Annotated in this window: 20 protein-coding genes; 10 read left to right on the top strand and 10 right to left on the bottom strand. The window is 42.1% G+C overall.

The genetic code is table 11. The annotated features are described in order from the left end of the window. Positions 1 to 48 precede the first annotated feature (48 nt). Positions 49 to 1,923: a DNA topoisomerase IV subunit B gene (locus BDD43_RS29130; RefSeq protein ID WP_121201733.1), complete on the bottom strand. Its 1,875-nt coding sequence runs from the start codon at positions 1,921 to 1,923 to the stop codon at positions 49 to 51. Between the two features lie 234 nt (positions 1,924 to 2,157). Here BDD43_RS29130 and BDD43_RS29135 point away from each other — a divergent pair, with 234 nt between their 5' ends. Continuing rightward, positions 2,158 to 2,643: a cytidine deaminase gene (locus tag BDD43_RS29135; RefSeq protein ID WP_121201734.1), complete on the top strand. Its 486-nt coding sequence runs from the start codon at positions 2,158 to 2,160 to the stop codon at positions 2,641 to 2,643. 52 nt (positions 2,644 to 2,695) lie between these two features. Here the strand turns inward: BDD43_RS29135 and BDD43_RS29140 are convergent, their stop codons facing one another. Beyond that, on the bottom strand, positions 2,696 to 3,130 hold the full coding sequence (locus tag BDD43_RS29140; protein WP_121201735.1) for a nuclear transport factor 2 family protein: 435 nt from the start codon (positions 3,128 to 3,130) through the stop codon (positions 2,696 to 2,698). Positions 3,131 to 3,351: 221 nt separating this feature from the next. Here BDD43_RS29140 and BDD43_RS29145 point away from each other — a divergent pair, with 221 nt between their 5' ends. After that, entirely contained in the window at positions 3,352 to 3,873 is a 522-nt protein-coding gene (locus BDD43_RS29145) for a YdeI/OmpD-associated family protein (RefSeq protein ID WP_121201736.1), read from the top strand. Here the strand turns inward: BDD43_RS29145 and BDD43_RS29150 are convergent. Next, a complete protein-coding gene (locus tag BDD43_RS29150; protein ID WP_147425763.1) occupies positions 3,870 to 4,595 on the bottom strand; it encodes a hypothetical protein in 726 nt (241 codons plus the stop codon). The genes BDD43_RS29145 and BDD43_RS29150 overlap by 4 nt on opposite strands. Positions 4,596 to 4,808: 213 nt before the next feature. Here BDD43_RS29150 and rbfA point away from each other — a divergent pair, with 213 nt between their 5' ends. From rbfA to BDD43_RS29170, 4 genes are all read left to right on the top strand, one after another. Then, a complete protein-coding gene (gene rbfA, locus BDD43_RS29155) occupies positions 4,809 to 5,177 on the top strand; it encodes a 30S ribosome-binding factor RbfA (protein ID WP_121201738.1) in 369 nt (122 codons plus the stop codon). A 21-nt stretch (positions 5,178 to 5,198) separates the two neighbouring features. Further along, positions 5,199 to 5,903 carry a peptidoglycan DD-metalloendopeptidase family protein gene (locus tag BDD43_RS29160; RefSeq protein ID WP_121201739.1) on the top strand — a complete coding sequence of 235 codons (705 nt, stop codon included), beginning with the start codon at positions 5,199 to 5,201 and terminating at the stop codon, positions 5,901 to 5,903. Positions 5,904 to 5,950: 47 nt separating this feature from the next. Beyond that, on the top strand, positions 5,951 to 6,616 hold the full coding sequence (locus tag BDD43_RS29165; RefSeq protein ID WP_121201740.1) for an energy transducer TonB family protein: 666 nt from the start codon (positions 5,951 to 5,953) through the stop codon (positions 6,614 to 6,616). 107 nt (positions 6,617 to 6,723) lie between these two features. Further along, positions 6,724 to 6,918: a cold-shock protein gene (locus BDD43_RS29170; protein WP_121201741.1), complete on the top strand. Its 195-nt coding sequence runs from the start codon at positions 6,724 to 6,726 to the stop codon at positions 6,916 to 6,918. A 129-nt stretch (positions 6,919 to 7,047) separates the two neighbouring features. On the opposite strand, the gene BDD43_RS29175 is transcribed toward BDD43_RS29170, so the two are convergent. Together BDD43_RS29175 and BDD43_RS29180 are read right to left on the bottom strand one after the other, a co-directional pair. Next, positions 7,048 to 8,178, bottom strand: a complete 1,131-nt coding sequence (locus BDD43_RS29175) for a glycosyltransferase family 2 protein (RefSeq protein WP_121201742.1) — start codon at positions 8,176 to 8,178, stop codon at positions 7,048 to 7,050. Beyond that, positions 8,162 to 9,133, bottom strand: a complete 972-nt coding sequence (locus BDD43_RS29180) for a lysylphosphatidylglycerol synthase domain-containing protein (RefSeq protein ID WP_121201743.1) — start codon at positions 9,131 to 9,133, stop codon at positions 8,162 to 8,164. Before BDD43_RS29180 ends, BDD43_RS29175 begins: the two co-directional genes overlap by 17 nt. A gap of 114 nt (positions 9,134 to 9,247) precedes the next feature. Between BDD43_RS29180 and ruvC the strand changes: the two genes are divergently transcribed. Next, a complete protein-coding gene (ruvC, locus tag BDD43_RS29185; protein WP_121201744.1) occupies positions 9,248 to 9,856 on the top strand; it encodes a crossover junction endodeoxyribonuclease RuvC in 609 nt (202 codons plus the stop codon). 34 nt (positions 9,857 to 9,890) lie between these two features. Here the strand turns inward: ruvC and BDD43_RS29190 are convergent, their stop codons facing one another. Beyond that, a complete protein-coding gene (locus BDD43_RS29190) occupies positions 9,891 to 11,642 on the bottom strand; it encodes an ABC transporter ATP-binding protein (protein ID WP_121202161.1) in 1,752 nt (583 codons plus the stop codon). 99 nt (positions 11,643 to 11,741) lie between these two features. Then, positions 11,742 to 12,689 carry a tRNA pseudouridine(38-40) synthase TruA gene (gene truA / locus BDD43_RS29195; RefSeq protein ID WP_121201745.1) on the bottom strand — a complete coding sequence of 316 codons (948 nt, stop codon included), beginning with the start codon at positions 12,687 to 12,689 and terminating at the stop codon, positions 11,742 to 11,744. Positions 12,690 to 12,717: 28 nt separating this feature from the next. Here truA and BDD43_RS29200 point away from each other — a divergent pair, with 28 nt between their 5' ends. Together BDD43_RS29200 and BDD43_RS29205 are read left to right on the top strand one after the other, a co-directional pair. Beyond that, a complete protein-coding gene (locus BDD43_RS29200) occupies positions 12,718 to 13,185 on the top strand; it encodes a DUF4293 domain-containing protein (protein WP_121201746.1) in 468 nt (155 codons plus the stop codon). A gap of 341 nt (positions 13,186 to 13,526) precedes the next feature. Beyond that, positions 13,527 to 19,346: a carboxypeptidase-like regulatory domain-containing protein gene (locus BDD43_RS29205; protein WP_121201747.1), complete on the top strand. Its 5,820-nt coding sequence runs from the start codon at positions 13,527 to 13,529 to the stop codon at positions 19,344 to 19,346. 63 nt (positions 19,347 to 19,409) lie between these two features. On the opposite strand, the gene BDD43_RS29210 is transcribed toward BDD43_RS29205, so the two are convergent. Continuing rightward, a complete protein-coding gene (locus BDD43_RS29210) occupies positions 19,410 to 20,303 on the bottom strand; it encodes an IS982 family transposase (RefSeq protein WP_121198299.1) in 894 nt (297 codons plus the stop codon). Between the two features lie 255 nt (positions 20,304 to 20,558). Between BDD43_RS29210 and BDD43_RS29215 the strand changes: the two genes are divergently transcribed. After that, the gene (locus tag BDD43_RS29215; protein WP_121201748.1) at positions 20,559 to 23,513 is read left to right on the top strand and encodes an FAD-binding and (Fe-S)-binding domain-containing protein; all 2,955 of its coding nucleotides are present in this window, start codon (positions 20,559 to 20,561) and stop codon (positions 23,511 to 23,513) included. Positions 23,514 to 23,569: 56 nt separating this feature from the next. Here the strand turns inward: BDD43_RS29215 and BDD43_RS29220 are convergent, their stop codons facing one another. Together BDD43_RS29220 and BDD43_RS29225 are read right to left on the bottom strand one after the other, a co-directional pair. Next, positions 23,570 to 25,009 (bottom strand): TolC family protein, encoded by a 1,440-nt coding sequence (locus tag BDD43_RS29220; protein ID WP_246001824.1) that lies wholly within the window; start codon positions 25,007 to 25,009, stop codon positions 23,570 to 23,572. 9 nt (positions 25,010 to 25,018) lie between these two features. Continuing rightward, positions 25,019 to 25,696 (bottom strand): ABC transporter ATP-binding protein, encoded by a 678-nt coding sequence (locus BDD43_RS29225; protein ID WP_121201750.1) that lies wholly within the window; start codon positions 25,694 to 25,696, stop codon positions 25,019 to 25,021. Between the last annotated feature and the right edge of the window lie 85 nt (positions 25,697 to 25,781).

Below are 25,781 nucleotides of genomic sequence, written 5' to 3' on the forward strand. Positions count from 1 at the left end.
TTTCAACGGCATTCAATATCTGGCCCAAGTTAGCCAAACAATTGGTGGTTATGCTACCGCCAGCTCGGTAAGGGTTGGGTTAATGCTTGCATCGTCTTTTTCAACACGCAGGTTGTTTACAATATGTGCCTGCCTATCGGGCGTGTTTTTCCCCATAAAATACTCCAGCAAACCTTTAATGTTAGCGTCTTTTAAATAAACCGGATCGAGGCGAATATCCTTACCAATAAACAAACCAAATTCATCCGGCGATATCTCTCCCAAACCTTTAAAGCGGGTTATCTCTGGTTTAACGCCTAATTTTTCAATAGCGTTGCGGCGTTCTTCGTCGCTGTAGCAATAAATAGTTTCCTTTTTATTGCGCACCCTAAACAAAGGCGTTTGCAAAATTGATACGTGCCCGGCTTTCACCAAATCCGGAAAGAACTGCAAAAAGAAAGTCATGAGCAATAAGCGGATGTGCATACCATCCACATCGGCATCGGTAGCAATTACAATGTTATTATAACGTATACCGTCAATACCATCCTCAATATTGAGGGCGTGTTGCAACAGGTTAAACTCTTCGTTTTCGTAAACTACTTTTTTGGTTAGGCCAAAACAGTTTAGGGGCTTACCTTTTAAACTAAAAACCGCCTGCGTCATCACATCGCGAGATTTAGTGATTGACCCACTGGCCGAGTCACCTTCGGTAATAAAGAGCGTGGTATCCTGCCTGCGCTCATGCTGATCGTCGAAATGTATTTTGCAATCGCGTAATTTTTTATTGTGCAGCGACGCTTTTTTGGCGCGCTCATTAGCCAGCTTTTTGATACCTGCAATATCTTTACGTTCGCGTTCTGATTGTAAAATACGTTTCAGCAATGCATCCGCTACACCCGAATTTTGGTGCAGGTAATTATCGAGTTCTTTCTTTACAAAGTCGTTAATAAAACCACGCACGGTTGGCCCCTCGGGCGCCATATTTTGCGACCCCAACTTGGTTTTGGTTTGCGATTCGAACACCGGCTCCTGTACTTTAATTGCAATCGCCGCCACTATTGACGATCGCACGTCCGACGCATCAAACTCCTTTTTATAAAACTCACGAATGGTTTTTACCACCGCTTCGCGAAAAGCAGCCTGGTGCGTACCCCCTTGTGTGGTATTTTGGCCGTTAACAAACGAATAATATTCTTCGCCATAAGCCTGGCCGTGAGTAATGGCCAGTTCTATGTCTTCGCCTTTAAGGTGTATAATGGGGTAACGGATGCTTTCGGCATCTGTTTTTTTGGTTAACAAATCGTACAATCCCCTTTCGGAGAAAAATTTGGTACCGTTAAAATTGATGGTTAAACCCGAGTTGAGGTAAACATAATTCCATATCATACCGTCAACAAACTCCGGTATAAAGCGGTAGTGCCTAAAAATAGTATCATCGGGCAAAAAGTTAATTGCCGTTCCGTTACGCTGGGTAGTTTCTTTTTCTGGTTCGTCGCGTATCAGTTCGCCTTTGGCAAATTCGGCAACTTTAGTTCGCCCATCGCGGTATGATTGTACCGTGAACGAGTTTGACAAGGCATTAACCGCCTTGGTACCCACACCATTTAAGCCTACCGATTTTTGGAATGCCTTACTATCATACTTACCACCGGTGTTTATTTTTGATACGCAATCAATAACCTTACCCAGCGGTATACCGCGGCCATAATCGCGCACGGCAACTTTTTGGTCGCTCATGGTTATTTCAATGCTTCTGCCTGCGCCCATTACAAACTCATCTATCGAGTTATCTACAATTTCTTTAAGCAACACATATATACCATCGTCGTAAGCGGAGCCATCGCCCAGTTTACCGATGTACATACCGGGGCGAAGCCTGATGTGTTCCTTCCAATCTAACGAGCGGATACTATCATTATCGTAATTTACATTTTCGGCCATGTTGCAAATATAAGGGTGTTATAGCGGTGTGCGTACATTAGTATTCAACAATGTGTAAATTATGTTGAGATGGGTTAGCTATAGGTTATTAAAAATCATTTCAATAAAATTTGCTTATTCAGTAAATATCCCTACATTGTATCCCCCTGTTCGGTTTAACGGGGCATTTATATTGTTATAACAAATAAAAAAGAGCACCCTGCAAAAAAGTAAACTGGTGCCGTAATACAGCTTATGGTAAATAAGGAAATTAAAATAGCATTTGAAGATTATCAAACAATAGATCAATTAAACAGCGCCGACAGGGATTTGTGTATGGAAGCTGTAAAGGCACTTGATAATTCGCACTCGCCGTATTCAAAATTCAAGGTAGGTGTGGCCCTGCGTTTATTAAGCGGCAAAATAATTTACGGCAGTAACCAGGAAAACGTGGCCTACCCATCGGGCCTATGTGCGGAGCGTGTTGCACTGTTTTACTGGGGCGCAAACCACCCTCACGACCCAATAGTGAGCATGGCCGTAACCGCCCACACCAATGATTTTGAAATACTAAACCCCATAACACCCTGCGGTTCGTGCTTACAGGTATTAGCCGAGTACGAAAAAAAGCAAGACAGGCCCATAGAAGTAATGCTATATTGCCAAAACGGCGCAATATGGAAAACCTGCGGTGTACAATGCTTTTTACCCTTTTTGTTTTTTGAAGAAAGATTGAAATAAAAAAAAGAGCGGTGGTTGCCCATCGCTCCTTTTAACATAATTAAAAAAATTATTATTTAAACACAGAGTAAACGTTGGTAATTTTCCAGCCATCGTTAGTGTTAGCCAGGGTTACGTAGTTGGTGCGTAAAAAGCCTTTGTATTGCATGTTTACCTTAACAACGGTAATATCGGCATTGCTTTCGTTAACCATTACAGTGCTTTTGCAATCTTGTTTAACATTTTCGGTTGTTTTCAAAAATTCCATTAACTCAGCTTTATTGCAGCTTACCATAGTTTTGCCGCGTAGCATTGTAAACTTAAAGTTGTTATCCAGTACTTCGGTTAGGGCTTCGTTTTGGCCGTGCGCTATTGCGTTAACGTAAGCATTAACGGCATAGTTAATTGATGTTTTTTCGTTTGCAGTATTATCGATGTTTTTTGCACTTGCTGCGCCAAAGGTTACTACTGCTACTAAACCCAGGATGATTGTTTTTAAAGTTTTCATGATATTGTGTTTTAAAAGTTATTTGTTGTTGTTTTTATAGATAAGACGTCGCCAATAAAAATACGTTACAGTTAAATCATTTAAATTATACGATTTAACAATCATTTAACATTATTAAACTAAAAATGAGATTTTGGCAGGGTTTAGGGCTTTTCACACATATTGATGTGGCTTAAAGCTCCATTTTTTTAAAAATAACCCGTATTTAGTACTTTAGCACTATGGTAAAATTTAACACCATGATATTAAAATTTGCCGACCAGGGCGAAAAAACGGGCTGGCGGTATATTGATGTACCTGCGGATATTGCCCAAGAGTTAAAACCGGGCAATAAAAAATCGTTCCGCGTTAAAGGTATGCTTGATGGTTTTGCCTTTGCCGGGCTTGCCCTGATGCCTATGGGCAACGGTAATTTTATTATGGCACTCAAGGCGGATATACGTAAGGCGATACATAAACGCGAAGGCGCAATGCTAAACGTTAGCCTTGAAGTTGACCATGATTATAAAGTAGAAATTCCGGATGACCTGATGGAATGTTTTGATGCCGACCCGGAAGCACTGCTGTTTTTTAACAGCCTGGTACAATCGCACCGCGATTATTTTATTAAATGGATAGAGAGTGCCAAAACCGAAGCTACCAGGGTTAAGCGCATTGTGAATACGGTAAACGCTGCATCGCGCCGAATGGCTTATAACGAAATGATAAGGGCACTTAAAAACGAAAAAGACAGCCTGTTTTAAAACGGTGTAAAATATATTTGCTTGCGATACTGGCGCACAGGCCCAAAGCTGTACTTTACCCCTACCGAAAAATAATGATAAAATTTAGATACCGCCGTCGAGAACGGGTCGTCGTACCCATCCAGTCCGGAGCCAAATGCAGCATTTAAACTGTAATTAACATCAACTCTAAATTTTGGTTCATCGTATTTGTTAAATATCTTAAACTCGTAACCCGTTCTAAAAGGTATTATCAGGTTGGTGCTATGTATAATGTAGTTTGTGGACGTGGTAAAATAAATACCTGTTATGTTGCTGTACAGCAGGCCCGCTCCTACCCCGGCATACACATTTTTTATTCCGTTTAAAAACGGGCTTTGGGAGTAATCAATAAATTCGCCAAGTTGTACATCGGCGTGCAGGGCCACCATTGTAATGTTGCTTATAAATTGCTTTTGGTAACTATCGTGAACATAATCGCCGCTGGTTAGGTTGCCTATTTGCCCTTCCAGGCTAACAGCTGTAAAGGGCGTTACATGGTAATTAAAACTAATGCTGGTTGCGTTGCTGGCTGTTTTAGTTTCTTCGCCCGCCGAAGCTATTGTTGTACCGTAACCTACGCCTATACTAAATTGCTGATAACCCATTTGCGCTTTGGCAACGGTGTTACATAACAGCAGCAACAAAATAAATTTAAAACCATTAAAGTTAAACCAGCGCATTACCTTAAATAAGTGTAGCATCAAAATATTTGGTATTGAGTTTCTACTGTCAAGTATAAACAAAAACCTGCTAATTTGCTTATACTATTATACACATTGTGTTTTTTTTAGGATGCTTACGCGGCAATATAAATTGAGGCTTTTGGAAGCTATACTGTATAAATTGTGGTATGTGTTTTTTATTTCAATATCTTTGGTTTTAGTAATTCACCTCTCTGTTCAATATAATATATTATGGAATCAAAACGTCAACAAAAATTTGCAGGAGTAATACAAGAAGATCTGGCAGCCATATTTCAGCGCGAGGGGATGAGTTTTTTACCCAACACACTGGTAACCATAACCAAAGTAAGGGTAACACCCGATTTAGCCCTGGCACGTATATTTTTAAGTTTTTTTAACAATACCAACACTCAGCTTGCACTGCAAACTATAAAACTGCATGCATCGGAAATACGTTATAAACTGGGCGCACGTATTAAAGACCAGGTGCGGATAATACCACAGCTTGAATTTTTTATTGACGATACCAGCGACTATGTTGAACGTATGGATAAACTATTTGACAAGATTAACAAAGAAGAAGGCCAAACCGGCAGTTAATAAGCACAGCTATTTTATGGTATGAACAAGCACCAGCAGTTGGAACAATATATTGCCCGGCACCCCAAAAGTGTGGGCAAAGTGGTATTTTTTGATGCAAGCCGCCATAATTTATTGCCGCTTGATTTTACCAGCGCAAATGCGGAGTTAACGCCTGGTATAATTAGCAGTACGCAGCATTTCTCGGAATGGGTTTTTAAAAAGCTTAAAGAAAACAAGTGCAAGTACGGTATAGGCGGCTATTTTGAGCACCGCACGCTATACTCGGGCAGTGCGCTGTTTAATACCACTGCCGAAACGCGCAACCTGCATTTAGGCGTGGATATTTGGGGCGATGCCGAAACAACGGTTTACAACCCAATTGCAGGCAAGGTTCATAGCTTTAAAGACAACAACAATAAGGGCGATTATGGCCCGACCATTATTTTGGAACATGATTTAGACGGGCTAAAACTTTATTCGTTATACGGCCACTTGAGTTACGAATCGTTAATGGGTTTGCACGTGGGTATGCCAATGAAACTGGGCGAACCGGTTGGCCACTTTGGCGATGCCGCCGAAAACGGTAACTGGCCGCCGCATTTACACTTCCAGCTCATGTTTGATATGGAAGGCCTTGAAGGTGATTACCCTGGTGCATGCCGCCCGTCAGAAAAAGAACATTATCAGCAAAACATTGCCGATCCCGATTTAATTCTCCGTTTCCCGGCGAGCAATATAATTTAAGGGCACGTTGGTTGTTTATATAGCAAGGTAAAACAGCTTTTAAAAAAATGAACCGATTGTTATTAGCCATATTGGTGTTAGCGTTTTCCTTTAGTAAGGCTAACGCACAGGTGCAATTTAAAGGCGGTAGCGGCGCGTTGACTAATTTTTTGTCGGAGAACTTAATTTATCCTGAGTATTCAAGACAAAATTGTATTTCGGGAACGGTAAAAGTTAGCTTTAATGTTGATGAAAGCGGCAAACTTAGTGATGTTAAAATTTACAAAGGCACGGGTGTTGATTTGGACGACGAAGCCATTCGGGTTATCAAACTAACATCCGGCAAATGGATGGTACCGCCCGGCCACAACCCTGCCGAAAACATTGTTTTACCCGTAACATTTAAACCCGAAAGCGAACGCTGCCGCACTACTGATGTGCAGAGTATACGCCAGGCTATTAACGCCTATCGCGCAAGGCAAAGCCTTGTTAATGTAGTTACTAACTACTACCAAAATAAATACTTAGGCAAGGTCGATACCACAAAGGAAAAGCTGATTACCTCAATAAAAGATCAGTTAGGTTTTGATGATGAATACGTGCATAATATACTTGAGCAGGCTAACGCCAAATTTAAACAAGGCGATAGCGAAGGTGCCTGTGCCGACTGGCATTTTATCAAAAATATAGGCAGCAACCTGGCCGATGCTCTGTTGTATAAAAACTGTCATTAACCTGCGCTACACACCTCTTATTGTCAATTTTTAAAAAGCATGTCTTTTAAGTAAGTGTTTATTGAAATGAAATGCCTACTTTTGCTTAAATTTTTAATAATAATACAATGCAACAAGGTAAAGTAAAGTTTTTTAATGAAACTAAAGGGTTCGGATTCATTATCCCTACTGATGGCGGCGAAGAAGTGTTTGTTCACTCTTCAGGTTTAAAAGACCAAATCCGTGAAAACGATGAAGTTCAATATGAAGTGGAACGTGGCAAAAAAGGAATGAACGCGGTTAATGTTTCAGTTCTTTCTTAAACATACATCATTATCGTAAAAAAGCGGTGAGCGTAAAAGCTTACCGCTTTTTTTATGCCCTTTTGCTGAGGTTTGGATTGTAGCTTTATAAGCAGATGAACACAAAACCAGAAGGGCTCCAATTTACAATTAACGCACGTTACGGCCCTTCCAATCGTACTTTTTGGTATTGCCCATAATACCCACATACACAAAGTATACTACGTGTATGGGCGATATAATACTCAATAGCCAAACCAGCTTTACCCGTTTAAAAAACACATTAATGGGTATTAAAAAGGCTATCTCAAACAAATACTTAAACACAAACTGCACCAGCAGCAGTTTAAAAAAGTAAACATCATAAAATCCAAGCAGCGCGTTCACCAATAACGACAGGTTGAACAGCCAAATGCCCATAGCCAGCGCAACAACCCGCTTATCTTTATACTTAACAGATTTTGATGCCCAGCGCCGCCTTTGCTGTAAAAATTCTTTTAGGGTGTGTTTGGCATCGGTATAAACTATGGCTTCGCGCTTTTTTAAAAACCCTATGCGGTTGGGGTATTTTTCGGCAACTTTTTGCAGCAGCAGTTCGTCATCTCCTGATGCCAGGTCGTCAATACCTTTAAAACCGCCAACTTCGTAAAAAACATCTTTACGATAAGCAAAATTGGCACCGTTACAGGTTGAGGCCTTGTGGTTACCAATAAATGCGGCCCCAATACCAATGAGATACGAAAACTCGAGCGTTTGCATTCGTTCAAACAAGCTTTGCTCGTTAAAGTAGGTAACCGGCGATGATATCATCACCAAATTGTTAGCCTGGTAATAATCAACCACCGACGATAGCCATTGTGTACCCATACGGCAATCGGCATCGGTGGCAACCAAAAAATCGCCGGTTGATAGTTTAATGGCTTCGGTAATGGCCCGTTTTTTATACGAGTTTAAGGCCTCTTCGTCCCTTAACTGCAACAGTTTTACATTGCGGTGGGCGTAGCTGCTAATAATTTCGGCAGTACGGTCGGTAGAGTGATCGTCGGCAATAATAATCTCAAAAAGCTCTTTGGGGTAATCCTGAGCCAAAATATCATCAATGGTTAAGCCAATTTTTTCTTCCTCGTTACGGGCCGCTATTAAAACAGTTACCTTGGTGGTAAAGGGTTTGCCCGATGATTGGGGTGTTTTTAAATGATACCACCCTTTAATAAGATAACTTAACACAACCAGGTATATACCTGTACAGATAAGCGATATGATACTATGAATTTCTATCAAAGAATTTGATTTTTAAAACGAATACAGAACCTAAAATAGCCGGAATAATTAAATTAACAAACCATATAGATGATACCGACGCAAGCACCGCAATTTGTTGGTTAGTGATGTAACCAAAAAAAGTGGAGGCTGTTAAACCGCGTAAGCCCACATCTATAAAATCGAGCGTTGGCAATGCCGATTGGATGAAGAAGTTATTAAACACCATCATCATGCTGGGGAACGCCGGCAAAGCCGGCAGCAGCAAATGTATAACCAGGTAATATTGGAATGAAAATACCGAGAACCGGGCCAAGCAAAATAAAAAAGTAATAATGAGTTGTTTGTTGCTGTAACGGGCAATAATATCAAAAAAGCGGGCATACTTTTTCAAAAAAGAAACCCGATCAAGTAAAGTAACAAACCACTTTATATTAAAATAACAGGTTAATATTACCAGCGCAAATACCGTTAACACTAAAGCTATAAAAAACATAACCCAAGCGTTTAAATGCATGTAGGTATACAAAAACCAGGTTAGCGCAAATGCGCCTACCACGTTGGTAATGGTACCTTGCCCAAACTGGCCAATGCCCATAACAAATACCCCATAAGCACGCTTGCGCGGAGGTAGAAACATAACGCGGCCGCCAAATTCGCCCAAACGATATGGTGTAAAAATGGCCCACGTTAAACCACAAAATATAGCTTCTACAGACTCAAAAACGCCAATGTGCTGTAATTTGCTTATTAAATATTTCCATTTAAGGGCCTCTAAAAACCAATTAACCAGCATTAATAAAATAACGGCTGTAAAGGTAATTAAAACCTGATTTTGATTAATGTGAGCTATTAAAAGCTTAAATTGTATAAGCTTATGGTTGTTGGTTACCGTATGGTAAATAAAACCGTAAGCCAGTGCAATAATGCCCACTTTAATACTATATGATAGTACTTTTTTGTTAAAACTCGTCAATAGGTAAATTTTTGCTGCAATGTTACAAAATGCGGCTTACACCGCACCTTATAAAGCTCAATTTTTGCAAATTTGTTTTAATAGCATTATTGCTTTGCTTATACTTGCTATGTGATGGAGGTGGTAAATGCTAAAGAGCGGGTTATTTTAGGGATAGACCCTGGTACGGCAGTAATGGGTTACGGGTTAATTAAAGAAACCGGCCCCAAGGTTGAACTGATAAGCCTTGGCGTAGTTAAAATGGAACACCTGGACGACCATGCCCTTAAACTCCAGCGTATTTTTGAAAAAACACTGGCCCTTATTGACGAATACAAACCCGATTGTATGGCCCTTGAAGCCCCCTTTTACGGCAAAAACATACAGGTAATGCTTAAACTTGGCCGGGCGCAGGGTGTGGCTATGGCAGCGGCACTATCGCGCAACTTACCTATAAGCGAGTATGCGCCACGCAAAATAAAACAATCCATCACCGGTAACGGCAACGCCACTAAAGAGCAGGTGGCGGCCATGCTGCAAACCATATTAAAATTTACCGAAACACCCCAGTTTTTAGATGCTACCGACGGCCTTGCGGTAGCCGTGTGCCATGCTTTCCAAAAGATAAGTGTTAAAGGAACATCGAGCATTGGCGGCGGCAAAAAAACCAAAACGGGCTGGGCCGCCTTTGTTAAAGATAACTCAGAAAGGGTGGCCGGTATAAAACCTGTAAATAAGGCATAAAAAATATGCCCCCTGTTATTTTATTGCCCCAAATTTACCCAACCTTTAAACCTGCCGAATTAAATTGCAAATCGTACAGTTTTCGGTAATAACCATGCTGTATTTTTAATAGTTCCTGGTGTGTGCCGGTTTCCATAATTTCGCCATGATCGAGCACGATAATTTTGTCGGCGTTTTGTATGGTTGACAGGCGGTGCGCTATTACTATTGCCGTGCGGCCCTCCATAAGTTTGTAAATTGCTTTTTGTATCAACTCTTCGGTTTCGGTATCTACGGATGAGGTGGCCTCGTCAAGCACCAGTATTTTAGGATCGTAAACCAGGGCGCGGATAAATGAGATGAGTTGGGCCTGCCCTGCCGATAGGGTTGCACCGCGTTCCATCACATTATAATCATAGCCGCCGGGCAGGCGTTCTATAAAATCGTGCGCACCTACGTCTTTGGCGGCGGCAATTATGCGTTCGCGGCTTATTTCGGGATTGTTTAGGCTGATGTTGTTGGCAATGGTATCCGAAAACAGAAAAACATCCTGAATAACGGTGGCAATTTGCATACGCAAAAAGTTAACGTCGTATTCGCGAATATCTATACCATCAACCATTACATTCCCTTTGCCAATTTCGTAAAAACGGTTGAGGATATTGATGGTTGACGATTTGCCTGCACCCGTTGCGCCCACCAGGGCCAGGGTTTCGCCAGGTTTAATTTGGAAGGATATGTTTTTAAGCACCCAATTTTCCTCGCTGTAAGCAAACCAAACGTTGCTGAACTCTATTTGCCCCTTAATATGTATTGGTTTTAGTTGGCCGGTGTTTACGGCAACCTCGTTGGTATCTAACACTTTAAAAATACGGTCGGCACCAACCATGCCCATTTGCAGGGTATTAAATTTATCGGCCAGTTGGCGTATTGGCCTAAACAGTAAGTTTAAAAATGCTATGAACGCAAGTACCGTACCCGGTGTTACGCCATGCCTACCGTCTGAATTAAAAACCAGATCCTGATCGCCCAGGATGCGCTTGGCGCCATACCAAACCAGTAAACTGGTGGAAATGGCAGCAAAAATTTCGACAACCGGGAAAAATATCGAGTAATACCAGTTAGAGCGAATGTTGGCATCGCGGTATTTTTTGTTAACGGCCACAAACTTGCGCATTTCCTGATCTTCGCGCGCAAAGTACTGAATGATACTTACACCGGTAATATGCTCCTGCAAAAAAGTGTTAAGCTGGGCAACCTGCGTGCGCACTTCCTGAAAAGATGATTTGATGGCTTCTTTAAAAACATAGGTTGCCAGCAATACAAACGGGATGGGTATGAGTGTGATGAGTGCCAGTTTCCAATCCTGAGCGAGCATGATGCCGATGATAACGATAACGAGCAACAGATCGCCAATGATGGAGATTAAACCTTCGGAAAAAATATCGGCAATAGTTTCCAGATCAGACACAGTGCGGGTGATGAGCATCCCGATAGGGGTTTGATCGAAATAACGGAGCCGCAGGCTGGTGATGTGATTAAAGATGTCAATCCGCAAGTCGCGAATTACAGATTGCCCCAGTGCGTTGGTGCTGTAGGTTTGGTAATACTGGGCCACGGTTTGTATAAGCAGTTGTGCTATAAGCAAGCCAACCATCATGACCAAGCCGTTATAGTTGCTTTGCAGAATATAATTATCGAGCGTTTTTTGCATCAGCACGGGCTGCGCCACCGCAATAAATGCTAAAAAAACGGTTAAAAAACCTGCTATAACAAACGTTTTTTTATAGGGTACTACGTAGTGCATGATGCGCTTGAGTAAGTGCCAATCTACTACGCCCCCCCCGCCCCCTGAAGGGGGAGCCTTTGATGTGCTGTTTTTATCGTTGCTGTTATTGCTCACTGATTAATTTTTTTGTAAATCATTATGTCTGGGCTCCTCTTGTTCCCCCTTCAGGGGGTTAGGGGGCAAATACGGATATACTACTTGTGTTAAATATAAACCGCATGCGGGTACCGATGTACCTGCGTTTGAGCGATTTTTGCTTTCGATGATTTGCCTTACTGCTTCGGGCTTTATTTCGCCTTTGCCTACCATTATCAGGGTACCTACTATGGCCCGTACCATGTTGCGCAAAAACCTATCTGCCGAGATATGGAAGATGAGTTTATCGCCATCTGTTACCCACTCGGCGCGGCTTATTTTGCAGTTGTTTGTTTTTACCTGTGTGTTTGATTTACTGAAACAGCTAAAATCGGTATATTCCATTATCATATTGGCCGCCTGGTTCATTAAGGTAACATCTGGCCTATCTCTCATTAACCACGAGAGGTTGTGCAAAAAGGGATCTTTTTCAAAATGCACATGATACTCGTAACTGCGCAGCGTGGCATCAAACCGGGCATGGGCACCGGCATGAACGGGGATAATACGTTTTACGGCAACATCATACGGAAGTAAGGAGTTGAGGGACTTTAGTTTGATGGAAGGTGGTTGATGGTTCATGGTTGATAGTTCATGGTTCATCGTGTATGGTTCTGAGTTGGTTAAACTATCATCTACGAAAGATGCACCATGAACCATATACTCCTCCACATCTAAATGCGCAAACAATTGTGTTGCGTGTACGCCGGTATCTGTGCGGCCACAGCCTACGGTTTCTATGGGTGTGCGTAATAGTGTGGCCAGTGCCTTATCTAAAACCTGCTGTACGGTTATTGCGTTGGGCTGGGTTTGCCAGCCGTGGTAATTGGTACCATTGTAGGCAAGCTCTATAAAGTATCGTTGGGTGTGGGCCACGTGCAAAGTTAATGAAAGCTTAAATATGAGGCGCAATAATATGATGGAAACCATTTATCTTTGCACTTCAATTTACTCCACCATGATACAAAGACTACAAAGTGTTTGGCTTTTATTGGCAAGTTTGGCCATGTTTGCGTTATTTTTATTCCCGATAGCCCATAATGTTTATATAGGCGCAACCCCTAAAACTATTAAAGTAAGCGGCATTTACGAGGATGTTGCGGGGCAGATGCAACGCACTACGTCGTTTTTGGCCTTAACTATTGTAACTATCGTTATGGGCATAATCCCGCTTATTATACTATTCCGTTATAAAGACCGCAAGCAACAAATGGCACTTTGCTATGGTTTAATATTTGTTTTAATTGGCTTTAGCTTCTGGATGAGTCAAACTGTACAAATTTATGTTGAAATGGCACATGTGCGTGCCGAAAATTTTGGTATAGGGGCTTTGCTTACTTCGATAAGCATTGTTTGTGTATTAGGAGCCATACGGGGGATTAAGAATGATGAGAAACTGGTAAAATCGGCAGATAGGTTGAGGTAGAAGCCCCCTCCGCCCCCTGAAGGGGGAACTTGATTGTCTGAATTTATAGAATTGTCTTCGCAACAATGCCAACGAGTAAAAAAAGGGAAAAGATCCGCCCTTAATCACCTCGTTACAAAATAGCAAACAGTTGATGCCAGAACGTTTTGAGCGTACTATGTTGATTTTCAAATGTAAAATTTCCTGCTAACCGATACAACCCGGCACGCCAAAACACGCGGAATCGGCTACTCAAACCTCGCTTGATATTCATAATGGAATCGGCTTTATCACCCAAAAGATATTTTTTTCAAAATTTATGGAATAAGTTATGCAGTTGAATCATTGCATAAATTTAACCAATGAAAAACTTTTTATTGCCGTTTTTATTGCTCTTTGTAGCGGATGTAGCTATGGCGCAAAAACCATTAAGCTACAGTAGTGTAAGCAGTTATTATACTTATATCTATCCGGTAAAAGATGCCGATGTTGAGCAGCTTTACAGCGATAAAAAGTACTTGCTTGATGATAAAATATTAGGTAGACCAATTAATTCGGCATTAACAAACCGATTTAAAATGCCGGTGTTAAAGCCGGGCAATTACCTCAAGGTTTACGTTACTGAAAACAAACTGGAATATAAGCTGATCGAACAGCATTCGGCATTCATCAAAGTGTTGGATAATCATACAGATCTTCGTTTTGTGGTTTTAGATACCCTGGGTAACGAGCTTAACAATGCCGAAGTATGGGTTAAAAATAAAAAGGTAAGTTACGATGCTGACGCCCATATGTATCATTTCAGGCATATTAATATAGGTAAGGATGATGATGCCTCGTTAAAGGTTAGGTATGCCGGAGTTTCCAATTACTTTACATTAAACCCAATCAACCAATACCATTACCATTACCATTACCGCCAGCCATTTTGGCGTAAGATACTCTACAATACGCCAATAAAGTACGTAGCGGTACCTGTTAACAGGTGGCTGCATCCACAGCGCTATAGTTATAATTCGTGGCAGCATTATGCCGGTTACTTAGCCTTTAACAAGCCGATGTATAAACCTGGCGATACTGTTAAGTTTAAGGCTTACATTTTCGGCAAAAGCAACAAAAAGCCGGTTAAGCAAAAGCAATTACTTATTAAATTAAACACAAACTATAATAAAGCCAACGACAAAACTATAGCCACAGTGAGCAGCTATCGCGATGGTGCGTTTGAGAGAGAGTTTGTTTTAAATGATAGCTTAAAATTAACCCTCGATCAAAATTATACCCTTAGTTTGATCGATCCTTTAAAAACTACAGCCAAAAGGACAGAAGTACTGATAACCGGGACTTTCAGGTACGAAGATTATGAACTAAAATCAGTCAAATTTACTGCCCGAGCCGATAAGGAAGAGCATTCGCCGGGCAACCCCGTGGCTATGTATTTTAAAGCTACCGATGAGAACGACCTGCCCGTTGCCGATGGCCGTGTGGAGGTTAGGCTGGTAACCGAAAACGTGAATGATTATAAAAGCCAACACCTGTTTGTGCCCGATACTTTATGGAAACACAAACTAAACCTTGAACCCGTTGGCGAAACAAAGCTTGAAATTCCTGATTCAATTTTTGCTAAAGCAGACATCAAATACCGGGTTGAAAGTGTGTTTTTTAATAGCAATAACGAGAGCCAAAGTCGGTCTAGTCGCATATCATTCATCAACCAAAATTATAAGATAGTTACCCGTTTAGATCAGGACACCTTAAAAATAAGCTACCTTGATAAAGGAAAAGATTTACCGATGAGCGCTACCATAACCTCGGTAGATGAGGATGATAATAATGTTAGTCAAACTGTTGTTAACCTGCCTACTAAAATAGTTATTAACCCGCACATCCCTGAGTATGATATTAAAACAGATAGCGTATCAGAAATTGTAAAGCTTAAAGATTTTAAAGCAGATATCAGTTCATCGGCCTACCGCAATGCCGATTCGGTTTACATTAAGGTGAATAACCCCCGGCATATCCCGTTTTGGTACACCGTGTTTAGCGGCGGTAAAATTATGGATAGCGGCAAAGGCATTGAATTGTTTTACAAAAAGGCATATCATAACAGTGGCAATGTTTTCTTGCTTTTGAATTGGATTTGGGGTGCCGAAGCTCAAAACGACGAGGTAACTATTTTGTATCGCGATAAGCTGCTTGATATTGCCGTTAAACAGCCAATAGCGGTTTATCCCGGCCAACAGGTAGAAATGGAGGTTGACGTGAAAAATGCCAAAGGCAAGCCCGTTGCCGATGCCGATATTACTGCTTACTCGGCTACAGCTAAGTTTCAAAATTATTATACGCCCGATATACCCTACTTTGGCAAACTATACCCCGCAAGGAAGCAAAAAAACGGCTACAAAGTTGAATACAAAGGTGAGAATGGTAACTTTAACCTAAACTGGGATAGGTGGAGTAAACAAATGGGTTTGGATAGTATTACCTATTTTAAATTCACCCACCCCTACGATGTTTACCAGGTAGAAGAAACTGCGCCAGCTAGCTTAACCCAGATAGCGCCTTTTGTAATGAGCAAGGGCGAAATATTACCAATTTACCTATTATATATTGATGGCCGCCCGGTTTATTTTAACCAGGCCGAGCAGTTACAGCGTTACAGTTTTAAAGTAAGCCCCGGTAAGCACAATATAAAAATGCGCATTTTAAAGCAAGAAATTGTGTACAATGACGCTGTTGTGCCTCAAGGCAAAAAATTGATATTGAGTTTAAATGCCGATACCATGCTTAATAAAAAGGTAACGTTTTTTAAACGGCCAGATACCCTTACCCGTTACGAAGCCGAACAATTGAATAAATACATGACCCGCATTGTTGACAGCTATGACTGGAAAATGGCAACCCTTTCGCAGGCTAATGATGTTTTTTTACTGGGGCACGGCGGCAATTATGCTTTGCGTAATGGTACCGGTATTTTAGCAGGCCCGCTGGCTTATAACTATGCCGATTTTACTGTGCATGGCGAAACACCACGGAGTTTTTTAGTGGAGCCCGGTTATTCGTTCGAGTTTTTGCCGGGTTTAATTAAGCAAAAGTCAATACCGGGCAGGTATCCGTTCAATATTAATCTTGCCAGCAACATGAGTGGGCCTAAGTACAACCAGTACGCACTTACCCACCACGAAGTGGATACCCTGTGGCAGCAGTTTTTAGACAACCGCAGTTATTCAACCGCACTGTTTCCGCAATCCTATATTAGCAAGTACCGTAATGGTAAGCTGGTAATCAAGGTTGAAGGCTATGGCGCAAATAATGCGGCCAATGATACGCATCCGCTTATTAAAAACATTATAGTTTACCGTTATAACAATCCCGATTACATGCGTATTTACCCAGGCAACACTACCGATATGGGGTACCTGGAACCGGGCAAATACCGATTGCTGTTTTTGTTGAAGGGCGATAGCTACTATATTCATGAACAGGTTGCGGTTAAAGCTAATGGTATTAATTATTATCAAATTGCCATCAAGGCCATGCCTAAAGATACCGTTAGCTCTAAGATTGCCGCCATTATAAACAGCCGCGATGGCGTTGTTTATAATAGCGATAACAGTGATAAAGATATGTTGAAATTAAAGGAAGCCTTTAACGATACTTTTTTAGATCGTTCAACCTTTAAAAACTATGTTACGGGTAGGGTAACTGATAAAAACAAAGAAGCCGTGCCCGGAGCTACGGTTAAAATAAAAGGCACCAGCATAATTGTTAATACCGATATTAATGGTTACTTTAAAATAGCCGTGCCCGAGAGCGGCCATCTGCTGATCATGTTTATCGGGTATGAAAGCCAGGAGATATCGATAAAATCTGGCACTTATGTGGATGTGGTACTAAAAGAATCGAGCAAGCAATTGAGCGAGGTTGTAGTGGTAGGATACGGAACGCAAATGAAAAGAGACATGACGGGTTCTATTTCAAAAATATCATCATCATTGATGGGTAGGGTTGCCGGACTTGATATTACCATTCGTGGCACAAATTCAATTTCTACCGACAAAGCCCCCTTGTATATTATTGATGGCGTAGTGGTTGAAAATGGCATGAGCGGCCTCGATCCGTTGCTGATAGCCGATATCAGTGTGTTAAAAGATGCCGCAGCTACCGCCGTTTATGGTGCCAGGGCGGCCAATGGGGTAGTTATCATTACAACTAAAAAGAAGGCAAATAATAATACAACAACCGATGGCGGCACCCCTGCCCAGGAACAAACATTGCGCAAAAACTTTTCGGACTATGCCTTTTGGCAACCCAAATTAAAAACCAACGAGCAGGGCAAAGCTAAGTTTACCGTTACCTTTCCGGATGATATTACCCGGTGGCGCACCACAGTGATAGGCATCGCCGGCAGGCAAACCGGTATAAGTGAAGGGCAAATTAAATCGTTCAAATCGCTTAGTGCTAATTTTGTGTCGCCCCAGTTTGCCATTAAGGGCGACGAGATAAACCCTTTGGGCAAGGTAGTAAACTATACAACCGAAAGTGTGAATCTTAACCGTGTTTTTAAATACAACGGGCAGGTAATTAAAAGTGGCACGGTAAGCGTTAAAAGTTCGCTGATAGATACCTTTAAAATAGTAACACCCGATGTTGATAGCTTGCATTTTGAATACACTATTAAAAAGGACAATGGTTATTTTGACGGCGAACGCCGCAGCATCCCGGTATTTGAGCAGGGCGTTTTAGAAACCAAGGGCACCTTTGCCGATATGGAAAAGGATACCACGCTTACGCTGAAATTTGACCCGGCATTGGGCACGGTAACCTTCAGGGCCGAAGCATCGGCATTGCCGGTACTGCTTGACGAAACGGAACGCCTGCGCAATTACCAATACCTTTGTAACGAACAATTGGCATCGAAACTGAAAGGCTTACTGATACAAAAACGCGTTAAAAAATATTTGGGCGAACCCTTTAAATGGGATAAAAATATATTGCTGCTGATTAAAAAGCTGCAGGAAAGCCGCAAAGCCGAAGGCACATGGGGCTGGTGGAAAGATGGCGACGACGAATTATGGATAAGCCTGCACGCTATTGAAGCTTTGCTGGAAGCCGGGCAGCAAGGTTACGCTGTTGAGTTAGATAAGCAAAAGCTGATAGATTATTTGGTTTACCGCGTTAACGCCTACAGCAGTACCGATAAACTTGACGCCATTGGTTTACTTATTAAACTTGGCGCGAAAGCAGATTACGCGGCTCTACTGGCCGATTATCAAAAGTCTATCCCGAAAAGGGTAAAGCTGTCTGCTTACGAAAAAATACGTTTGATGCTGGTTAAACAGCAGGCCGGTTTACCTGTTGAACTGGATACTTTGGCTAAGTATAAGCACAGCACCATGTTTGGTAACCTGTATTGGGGCGAAAACTGCTACCGCTTTTTTGATAACGCTATACAGCTGAGTATAATGGCTTACCACATTTATAAAGCCGACGGCCACCATGCCGATATGCTACCCAAAATACGCAACTACTTTTTAGAGCAGCGTGGTGCCGATGGCTGGCGAAATACCTACGAATCGGCGTTGATACTGGAAACTATTTTGCCCGATCTGTTGAGCGGCGATAAGCAACTGCAAGCATCACAAATTACCCTTGGCGGGGAAAAGAGTGAAACAGTTAGCAAGTTTCCTTACAGTACAACTTTGGCGGCCAATGCCAAATTAACTATAGCTAAAAAAGGCAATCTGCCGGTATACATAACCGCTTACCAGCAATATTGGAACCGCAAACCCGATAAGATAAGTAAAGATTTTACAGTGAATACCTGGTTTAAAAAAGACCAGGAAAGTGTTACTAAACTAAAGGGTGGGGAGCAGGTTACCCTTGAGGCCGAAGTTACCGCCCGTGCCGATGCCGATTATGTAATGATAGAAATACCTATACCTGCGGGTTGCTCATACTACAGTAAAGAGCAAAATTATTGGGGCAACGAGGTACACCGCGAATACTTTAAAAATAAAGTAAACATATTTTGCCGCAAATTAAAACAGGGTAAATACAGTTTCAGCATTAAGCTAATGCCACGGTACAGTGGTAATTATAACCTTAATCCGGCTAAAGCCGAAATGATGTACTTCCCCGTATTTTACGGCAGGGAAGCGATGAAAAAAGTGAGGATTGATTAACTAAAATTGCCCTGAGCACAAGGCCTTGTTGCAGTATAAACCATTTAACCTGAGTTCGATTAATCAGAAAGCAAGAATTTGATTAGATCGATTTTGTTGGTAGGATATGGAAGGTTTTTTAGGGAGAAATGAGTAAGCGATCAATCCGGATACGATATTAGTGATAAAGTTAGTAAAAGAGCGGTGTCTTGAATGTTCGACCTGGCAGATGTTTTTGAGTTCATCATTAACAGTCTCTATGACCGATCTCTTGCGGAGCATGATTTTGTCGTTCATGGTCATCAGGCTGTTTTTCATATTGTTACGGATATTGGTTATGAGGTGTATATCACCAACAAACAATATTTTGGTCAGTTTTTCTGATATATAGCCTTTGTCGGCAAACAGTTTGCCAAAAACAGCTTTCAGGAAAGCTTCGTTTTTAAGTGGTTCCCGGTCATCTACGTTGGCCTGTGTAATAGCGAAGTTGAGTATTTCACCCTTGTCGCTAAGGACGATATGGAGCTTAAAGCCATAAAACCAGCCCATGGTTGATTTGCCTACTTCGGCAATGCCTTTAAATACCTTATTTCTTTTAATCCGTTTGGTATGGCATACCCTTATCGGTGTAGAATCAACGAACGAAATGCCAGTACATAAGCCTAAGCAGCAGGTTTTGAGAAAGATAGACATGGGCATCAGCACACTTTGGCTAAGTTCTACAAAGCGGTTGTAGGATACGGTGTTAGGAAACTCACGCTGCATGTGCCTTTGCAGATAGAAGATATAGAAGTGTTTAAAACACCGGAAGCCACTTAAATGAAAAAGCATACAAATGGATATGATCTCGCTTTTAGACATGGTTGGAGGGCGTTTAGATGGCTTACCTAACAGGAATGGCTGGGTAGTGGCATCAAAGTCCTTGCAAAACTCGTCAACAATACAAAAAATATCAGTAATTTTATCGTAGTCAATCATCTGGAAATGTATTTAAATATTTGAATGTCAGATACTTAAATATACTTACATTTCCTTTGATTGACAAATATTATCTCATTTATTAATCGAACTCAGGTATTTAAATAAAAAAGTAAACGTGCACCGCTAAACAGGCATGTTTACTTTTACTACAATTATCTTTTATTTTACTCGTTAATTATCCTTAGTCTTTTTATTTCAACAATTTTCACCTCAAAAATTAGTCCTTTACAGCAAGCTGCTTAAATTTGAGACATGATTGGTTTAACAGATTATTTTACTGCTTTAAGCAAACAGTTTAGCGGCGAGCTTTATTTTGACGATTCTGTGCTTCACGATGCTCAAAAGCGAGTTTACTCAACCGATGCGTCTGTTTATCAGGAAAAACCTACAGCCGTTGCAGTGCCTAAAACCGAGGCCGATTTAAGCTTGCTTATCACATTTGCCAATCAGCACAAAATAACCTTAATACCGCGCGCCGCAGGCACATCATTAGCAGGGCAGGTTGTGGGCAACGGTATTGTGGTTGATATATCTAAGTATTTTAAACAGGTTATTGAAATTAATGCCGACGAAAAATGGGTAAGGGTACAACCCGGCATCGTTCGCGATGATTTGAATGCCCTGCTGCGGCCCTACAAATTGATGTTTGGCCCCGAAACTTCAACCTCAAGCCGGGCAATGGTAGGCGGAATGATAGGCAATAATTCCTGCGGGCTTCACTCTATATCATGGGGCGATACCCGCCAGCATTTACTGGAGGCCAAAGTGTTTTTAAGCAATGGCGAAGCCGTTGAATTTAAGCCGCTAACCCAAACCGAATTACAGCAAAAAATGCTCCCCGATACTTTAGAAGGCAGCATTTACCGTACCATGAACGGCTTAATGAGCAACGAAAAAAACATTGGGCTTATTAATGATAACTATCCTAAAAAATCACTTTCCCGCAGAAACACTGGCTACGCGCTCGATTTTTTAATTCGCGAAAGCACCGCGCAACCCTTTAATTTGTGCAAATTACTGGCAGGGTCCGAGGGTACTTTAGCCTTTGTAACCGAAGCCAAATTAAACCTGCTGCCCCTGCCCCCGGCAATTGATAACCTGGTTTGCATTCATTTTACTTCGCTGCAAGAGGCTTTGCAGGCCAACCTCATTATACTCAAGCATAAGCCCCTGGCATCCGAACTGGTGGATAAGTACATTATGGACTTTACCAAGGGCCACGCAACCTACCAGCATAACCGCTTTTTTATTGAGGGTGAACCCGAAGCCCTGCTAATGGCCGAGTTTATGGCAGATGATGCCGAAACGGTACGCCAGCAAGCCGAAGCGTTGGTTGCCGAACTAAAAGCCGCAGGTTTAGGCTATGCCTACCCGATATTGAGCGGTAACGAGGCCAAACTGGCCTGGGATGTGCGTAAAGCCGGGCTGGGATTAATACGTAATTTGCCGGGCGACAAACAACCTGTAAACCTAATTGAGGACTGCGCCGTTTCGCCGGAGGATTTACCCGCTTATATTGCCGATTTGCAGCAGCTTTTAAAAGATCATCAACTCCATGCATCCTACTATGCCCACGCCGGTGCGGGTGAGTTACATGTTGAGCCCATGATAGATTTAAAAACTACCGAAGGCCAGGCCTTGTTTAGAACTGTGCTGAAGGAAACTGCCGTACTGGTTAAAAAATACAATGGCTCGTTAAGCGGCGAGCACGGCGATGGCCGTTTAAGGGGCGAATTTATCCCTTTTATGCTGGGTAACGAGGTTTATGATTTGCTCAAGCAGGTTAAAAACTGTTTCGATCCGCACCATTTATTTAATGCCGGTAAAATTATTGAAACCCCGGCCATGAACACTCACCTGCGTTACGAGCCAAAACATAAGGGTAAAATAATCCCCACCATATTTGATTTTACAAAGCAGGAAGGTATACTTAGGTTAACCGAAAAATGTTCGGGCTCCGGCGATTGCCGTAAAACAGAGGTTACCGGCGGCACCATGTGCCCGTCGTACATGGCTACGCTGCAAGAAAAGGATACCACACGTGCGCGGGCCAATATTTTAAGGCAGTTTTTAACTACTTCGGAAAAGGAAAACCCTTACGATTATAAAGAGATAAAAGAAGTGATGGATTTATGCCTCAGTTGCAAGGGCTGTAAATCCGAATGTCCTTCAAGCGTGGATGTTGCCAAAATGAAGGCCGAGTTTTTACAGCATTATTATGATGCAAACGGCATCCCTTTGCGCACCCGCATGATTGGTAATTTTACCCAAATGCAACGCCTGGCATCAATATGGCCCGGTTTGTATAACCATGTTATAGGTGCAAGCTTTACCGGCGGTATTATTAAAAAACTGGCAGGTTTTGCTCAAAAGCGCTCGTTACCACAGGTTGGTAAACAAACCTTACGTAGCTGGAAAAAAAACTGGGATAAACAAAGGCAAAAAGCGGGCAAATTAAAAACCAGCCCAACGCACACCGTAAACCTATTTTGCGACGAGTTTACCAATTATAACGACGTTGAAATTGGCATTACCACCATTAAGTTGTTAACCGCGCTTGGGTATGAGGTTAACATCCCCAATCATTTAGAAAGCGGGCGCACCTATCTTTCAAAAGGGATGTTGCGAAAGGCAAAGCAAATAGCCGAACAAAATATTAATTTATTGAGTGCTGTTGTTAGTAGCGATGTTCCGTTAATTGGTATCGAGCCATCGGCCATACTAACCTTTCGGGATGAATACCCCGATTTGGCACCTGCCGAATTGCAGCCCAAGGCCCAGGCTTTAGCAAAAAACAGCTTTATGCTCGAAGAATTTTTAATGCGCGAGCTTATAAACAACCGTATCAGCAAACAACAATTTACTACCGAACCCCGGTTGATAAAACTACACGGCCATTGCTATCAAAAAGCGCTTAACGCCTTATTTCCAACCCAAACTATATTGTCGTTACCGCAAAACTACAAAGTTGAGTTAATACCATCGGGTTGCTGTGGTATGGCGGGTTCTTTTGGTTATGAGGAGGAGCATTACGACATATCAATGAAAATAGCCGAACTGGTATTACTGCCCAATGTTAGGGCCGCCGATATAAATACCATAATAGCGGCGGCAGGCACCAGCTGCCGACACCAAATAAAAGACGGAGCATCCGTAAAGGCCCTGCACCCCGCCGAAATTTTGTGGAATGCATTGCTGGTAAAATAATAAGGGTACTTCGCATATTTTTTTTTACATCTTACCTTGTACATTTTACATCAAACTTATAAAGCCAACCGCCCCTGGTAGTAATCCAAAATTTTTGATCGTATCAGGTAGTCATACCTCGCACTGATAAGGTTAACTTTAGCGCGATCGAGATTTCCTTTTACAACCAAAAAATCCACCGATGTTAGCACGCCCGAATTAAAACGAACCTCTGCTATCCGGAAAGATTCGCCGAAGGCGCCAACCTGGTCGGTAAGGAGTTGGTAACGTTCAAAGGCTGCCGTCATGTTGGCATAAGCCTGGTCTACATTTTGGCGCAATTGTATGCGGGTGTTTTGCTCAATGTATTGTGCGTTGCGCAAATTGAGCTTGGCAAGGGCTACTTTATTTTTATTTTGGAAGTAGTTTAATATCGGGATGCTGAGGCCCAGGCTGATGGATGTGCCATAGTTGTTTTTAAACTGATCGGCCCAGTTAATATTGGCTGTGTTGTAATTTTGCTGTACCGTGTAAACACTTTGCCTGCCACCGCCGGGAGTATTGATAAAGGTATTGGTAGGCACAACAGATGAATCGACAAACGAAGAGCGGGTTGCAGCACTTGAGTAATTTGTACCCAGGCTCCCCGATAACGACAGTGTTGGCAACAAGGCACCTTTGGCTACCTGTACACCTTTCTCGGCACTTTCGCGGCGCAGGGTTGCTGCCTTAACATAAGCCAGGTCGCTCAGGGCCTTTTGGTATATATCGTCGGCAGTGTTAACATACACCGAAGGTAATTGATCCGAAGCCTGGCGTTGCAATTGTACATTTTTGTTGTAGGGTACATTCATCAACTGTAGCAATGTAAGCTTTGAAATATCAACAGCATTTTTGGCATTTACTACGCTAAGCTGGTCGGTAGCGTACTGGCCCTTAAGGTCGTATAGTTGCGATGGTGTAACGGCGCCATCCTTATCTAAAATTTGCAAACGCGCCAACTGGTTTTTAGAAACCCCGGCCTGTGTATTAGCCTGCGTAAGTTGGTCTTCATTACTTAAAACCTGCAAGTATGCCGTTATTAAATTAAGCGTAAGGTTATCTTTAGCCTGCTGAAAATCCATTTTACCCGCCTGGTATGCCAGCGAGGTTTGGCGGATGCTGTTTTGTAACGTTAACCCGTTTGATAACACCACACTGCTGCTCAAGCTATAATTGCCCGATGTTATTTGCTGGTTTAAATAGCCATTGGTAAAGGGGTTAAGGCTGCGCCCATCGCTAAGGCTGTGGGTAATATCGCCGTTAAGGTTTGGCAATAAATTTTCGCGGGCCTGCTGGTAGCTTATACGGCTGGTTTCTACCTGTATTTCGCTTTGCTTAACCAGCAGGTTGTTTTTAATTGCAATATCAAGGCATTGTTTAAGCGTTAAAACACTGTCGGCATTTTGGCCCCTCGCAGGTTTAATGCTGATGGCAATTAGCAATAGAGGCAGTATATATTTAAAGTACTTCATCATAGTTTTTAGTTATAACTGGCGCGATGAGTCAATTTTACCATCCAGCAAATTAATAATGCGCGACCCAAATTCGGCGTTTTTTTCTGAGTGTGTAACCTGGATAATGGTAACCCCATCCTCCTTATTAAGCTTGCGGAAAAGTTCCATAATTTCTTCTCCTTGTTTAGAGTTAAGGTTGCCTGTAGGCTCGTCGGCCAATAATAATTTAGGTTTGCCAATTAATGCGCGGGCAATGCCAACCAACTGTTGCTGCCCTCCCGAAAGTTGCGCCGGAAACAAATCCTTTTTACCAACAATATTAAAACGGTCGAGTATGTCGGCCACCAACGCCTTACGTTCGCCGCTTTTAATGTCCTGGTAAATTAAAGGGGTTTCAATGTTTTCGTACACCGTTAACTCGTCAATCAAGTGGTAAGCCTGAAAAACGAAACCGATATTTGCCTTATACAAGGCAGAACGTTGTTTTTCTTTAAGTAAATGCACGGCCTCGCCGGTAAAGTAATGATAGCCTTCGGATGGCTGATCCAGCAAGCCTATTACGTTCAACAGCGTTGACTTACCCGAGCCCGACGGCCCCATGATAGATACAAATTCGCCTGCATCAATATCGAGGTCTATTTTGTTTAGTACGTAGGTTTTTGTGCCGCCTACATTGTAATATTTTGATATATTTTTGAGTGATAGCATGGTTTGTTATTGGTTATTGAGTTATTGGTTATTTTTGGTGATTAGGCGCATATAAAAGGACTACCATCCTTTCGGGCAGGAAATT

Origin of the sequence: Mucilaginibacter gracilis (genome assembly GCF_003633615.1) — a bacterium.
Classification (GTDB): Bacteria; Bacteroidota; Bacteroidia; order Sphingobacteriales; family Sphingobacteriaceae; genus Mucilaginibacter; species Mucilaginibacter gracilis.

Bases quoted from the DNA above. Each gene is read 5' to 3' on its own strand.
- BDD43_RS29130 (WP_121201733.1), bottom strand. From the start codon at position 1,923: ATGGCCGAAAATGTAAATTACGATAATGATAGTATCCGCTCGTTAGAT.
- BDD43_RS29135 (WP_121201734.1), top strand. From the start codon at position 2,158: ATGGTAAATAAGGAAATTAAAATAGCATTTGAAGATTATCAAACAATA.
- BDD43_RS29140 (WP_121201735.1), bottom strand. From the start codon at position 3,130: ATGAAAACTTTAAAAACAATCATCCTGGGTTTAGTAGCAGTAGTAACC.
- BDD43_RS29145 (WP_121201736.1), top strand. From the start codon at position 3,352: ATGGTAAAATTTAACACCATGATATTAAAATTTGCCGACCAGGGCGAA.
- BDD43_RS29150 (WP_147425763.1), bottom strand. From the start codon at position 4,595: ATGCTACACTTATTTAAGGTAATGCGCTGGTTTAACTTTAATGGTTTT.
- rbfA (WP_121201738.1), top strand. From the start codon at position 4,809: ATGGAATCAAAACGTCAACAAAAATTTGCAGGAGTAATACAAGAAGAT.
- BDD43_RS29160 (WP_121201739.1), top strand. From the start codon at position 5,199: ATGAACAAGCACCAGCAGTTGGAACAATATATTGCCCGGCACCCCAAA.
- BDD43_RS29165 (WP_121201740.1), top strand. From the start codon at position 5,951: ATGAACCGATTGTTATTAGCCATATTGGTGTTAGCGTTTTCCTTTAGT.
- BDD43_RS29170 (WP_121201741.1), top strand. From the start codon at position 6,724: ATGCAACAAGGTAAAGTAAAGTTTTTTAATGAAACTAAAGGGTTCGGA.
- ruvC (WP_121201744.1), top strand. From the start codon at position 9,248: ATGGAGGTGGTAAATGCTAAAGAGCGGGTTATTTTAGGGATAGACCCT.
- BDD43_RS29190 (WP_121202161.1), bottom strand. From the start codon at position 11,642: ATGCACTACGTAGTACCCTATAAAAAAACGTTTGTTATAGCAGGTTTT.
- truA (WP_121201745.1), bottom strand. From the start codon at position 12,689: ATGGTTTCCATCATATTATTGCGCCTCATATTTAAGCTTTCATTAACT.
- BDD43_RS29200 (WP_121201746.1), top strand. From the start codon at position 12,718: ATGATACAAAGACTACAAAGTGTTTGGCTTTTATTGGCAAGTTTGGCC.
- BDD43_RS29205 (WP_121201747.1), top strand. From the start codon at position 13,527: ATGAAAAACTTTTTATTGCCGTTTTTATTGCTCTTTGTAGCGGATGTA.
- BDD43_RS29210 (WP_121198299.1), bottom strand. From the start codon at position 20,303: ATGATTGACTACGATAAAATTACTGATATTTTTTGTATTGTTGACGAG.
- BDD43_RS29215 (WP_121201748.1), top strand. From the start codon at position 20,559: ATGATTGGTTTAACAGATTATTTTACTGCTTTAAGCAAACAGTTTAGC.
- BDD43_RS29220 (WP_246001824.1), bottom strand. From the start codon at position 25,009: ATGATGAAGTACTTTAAATATATACTGCCTCTATTGCTAATTGCCATC.
- BDD43_RS29225 (WP_121201750.1), bottom strand. From the start codon at position 25,696: ATGCTATCACTCAAAAATATATCAAAATATTACAATGTAGGCGGCACA.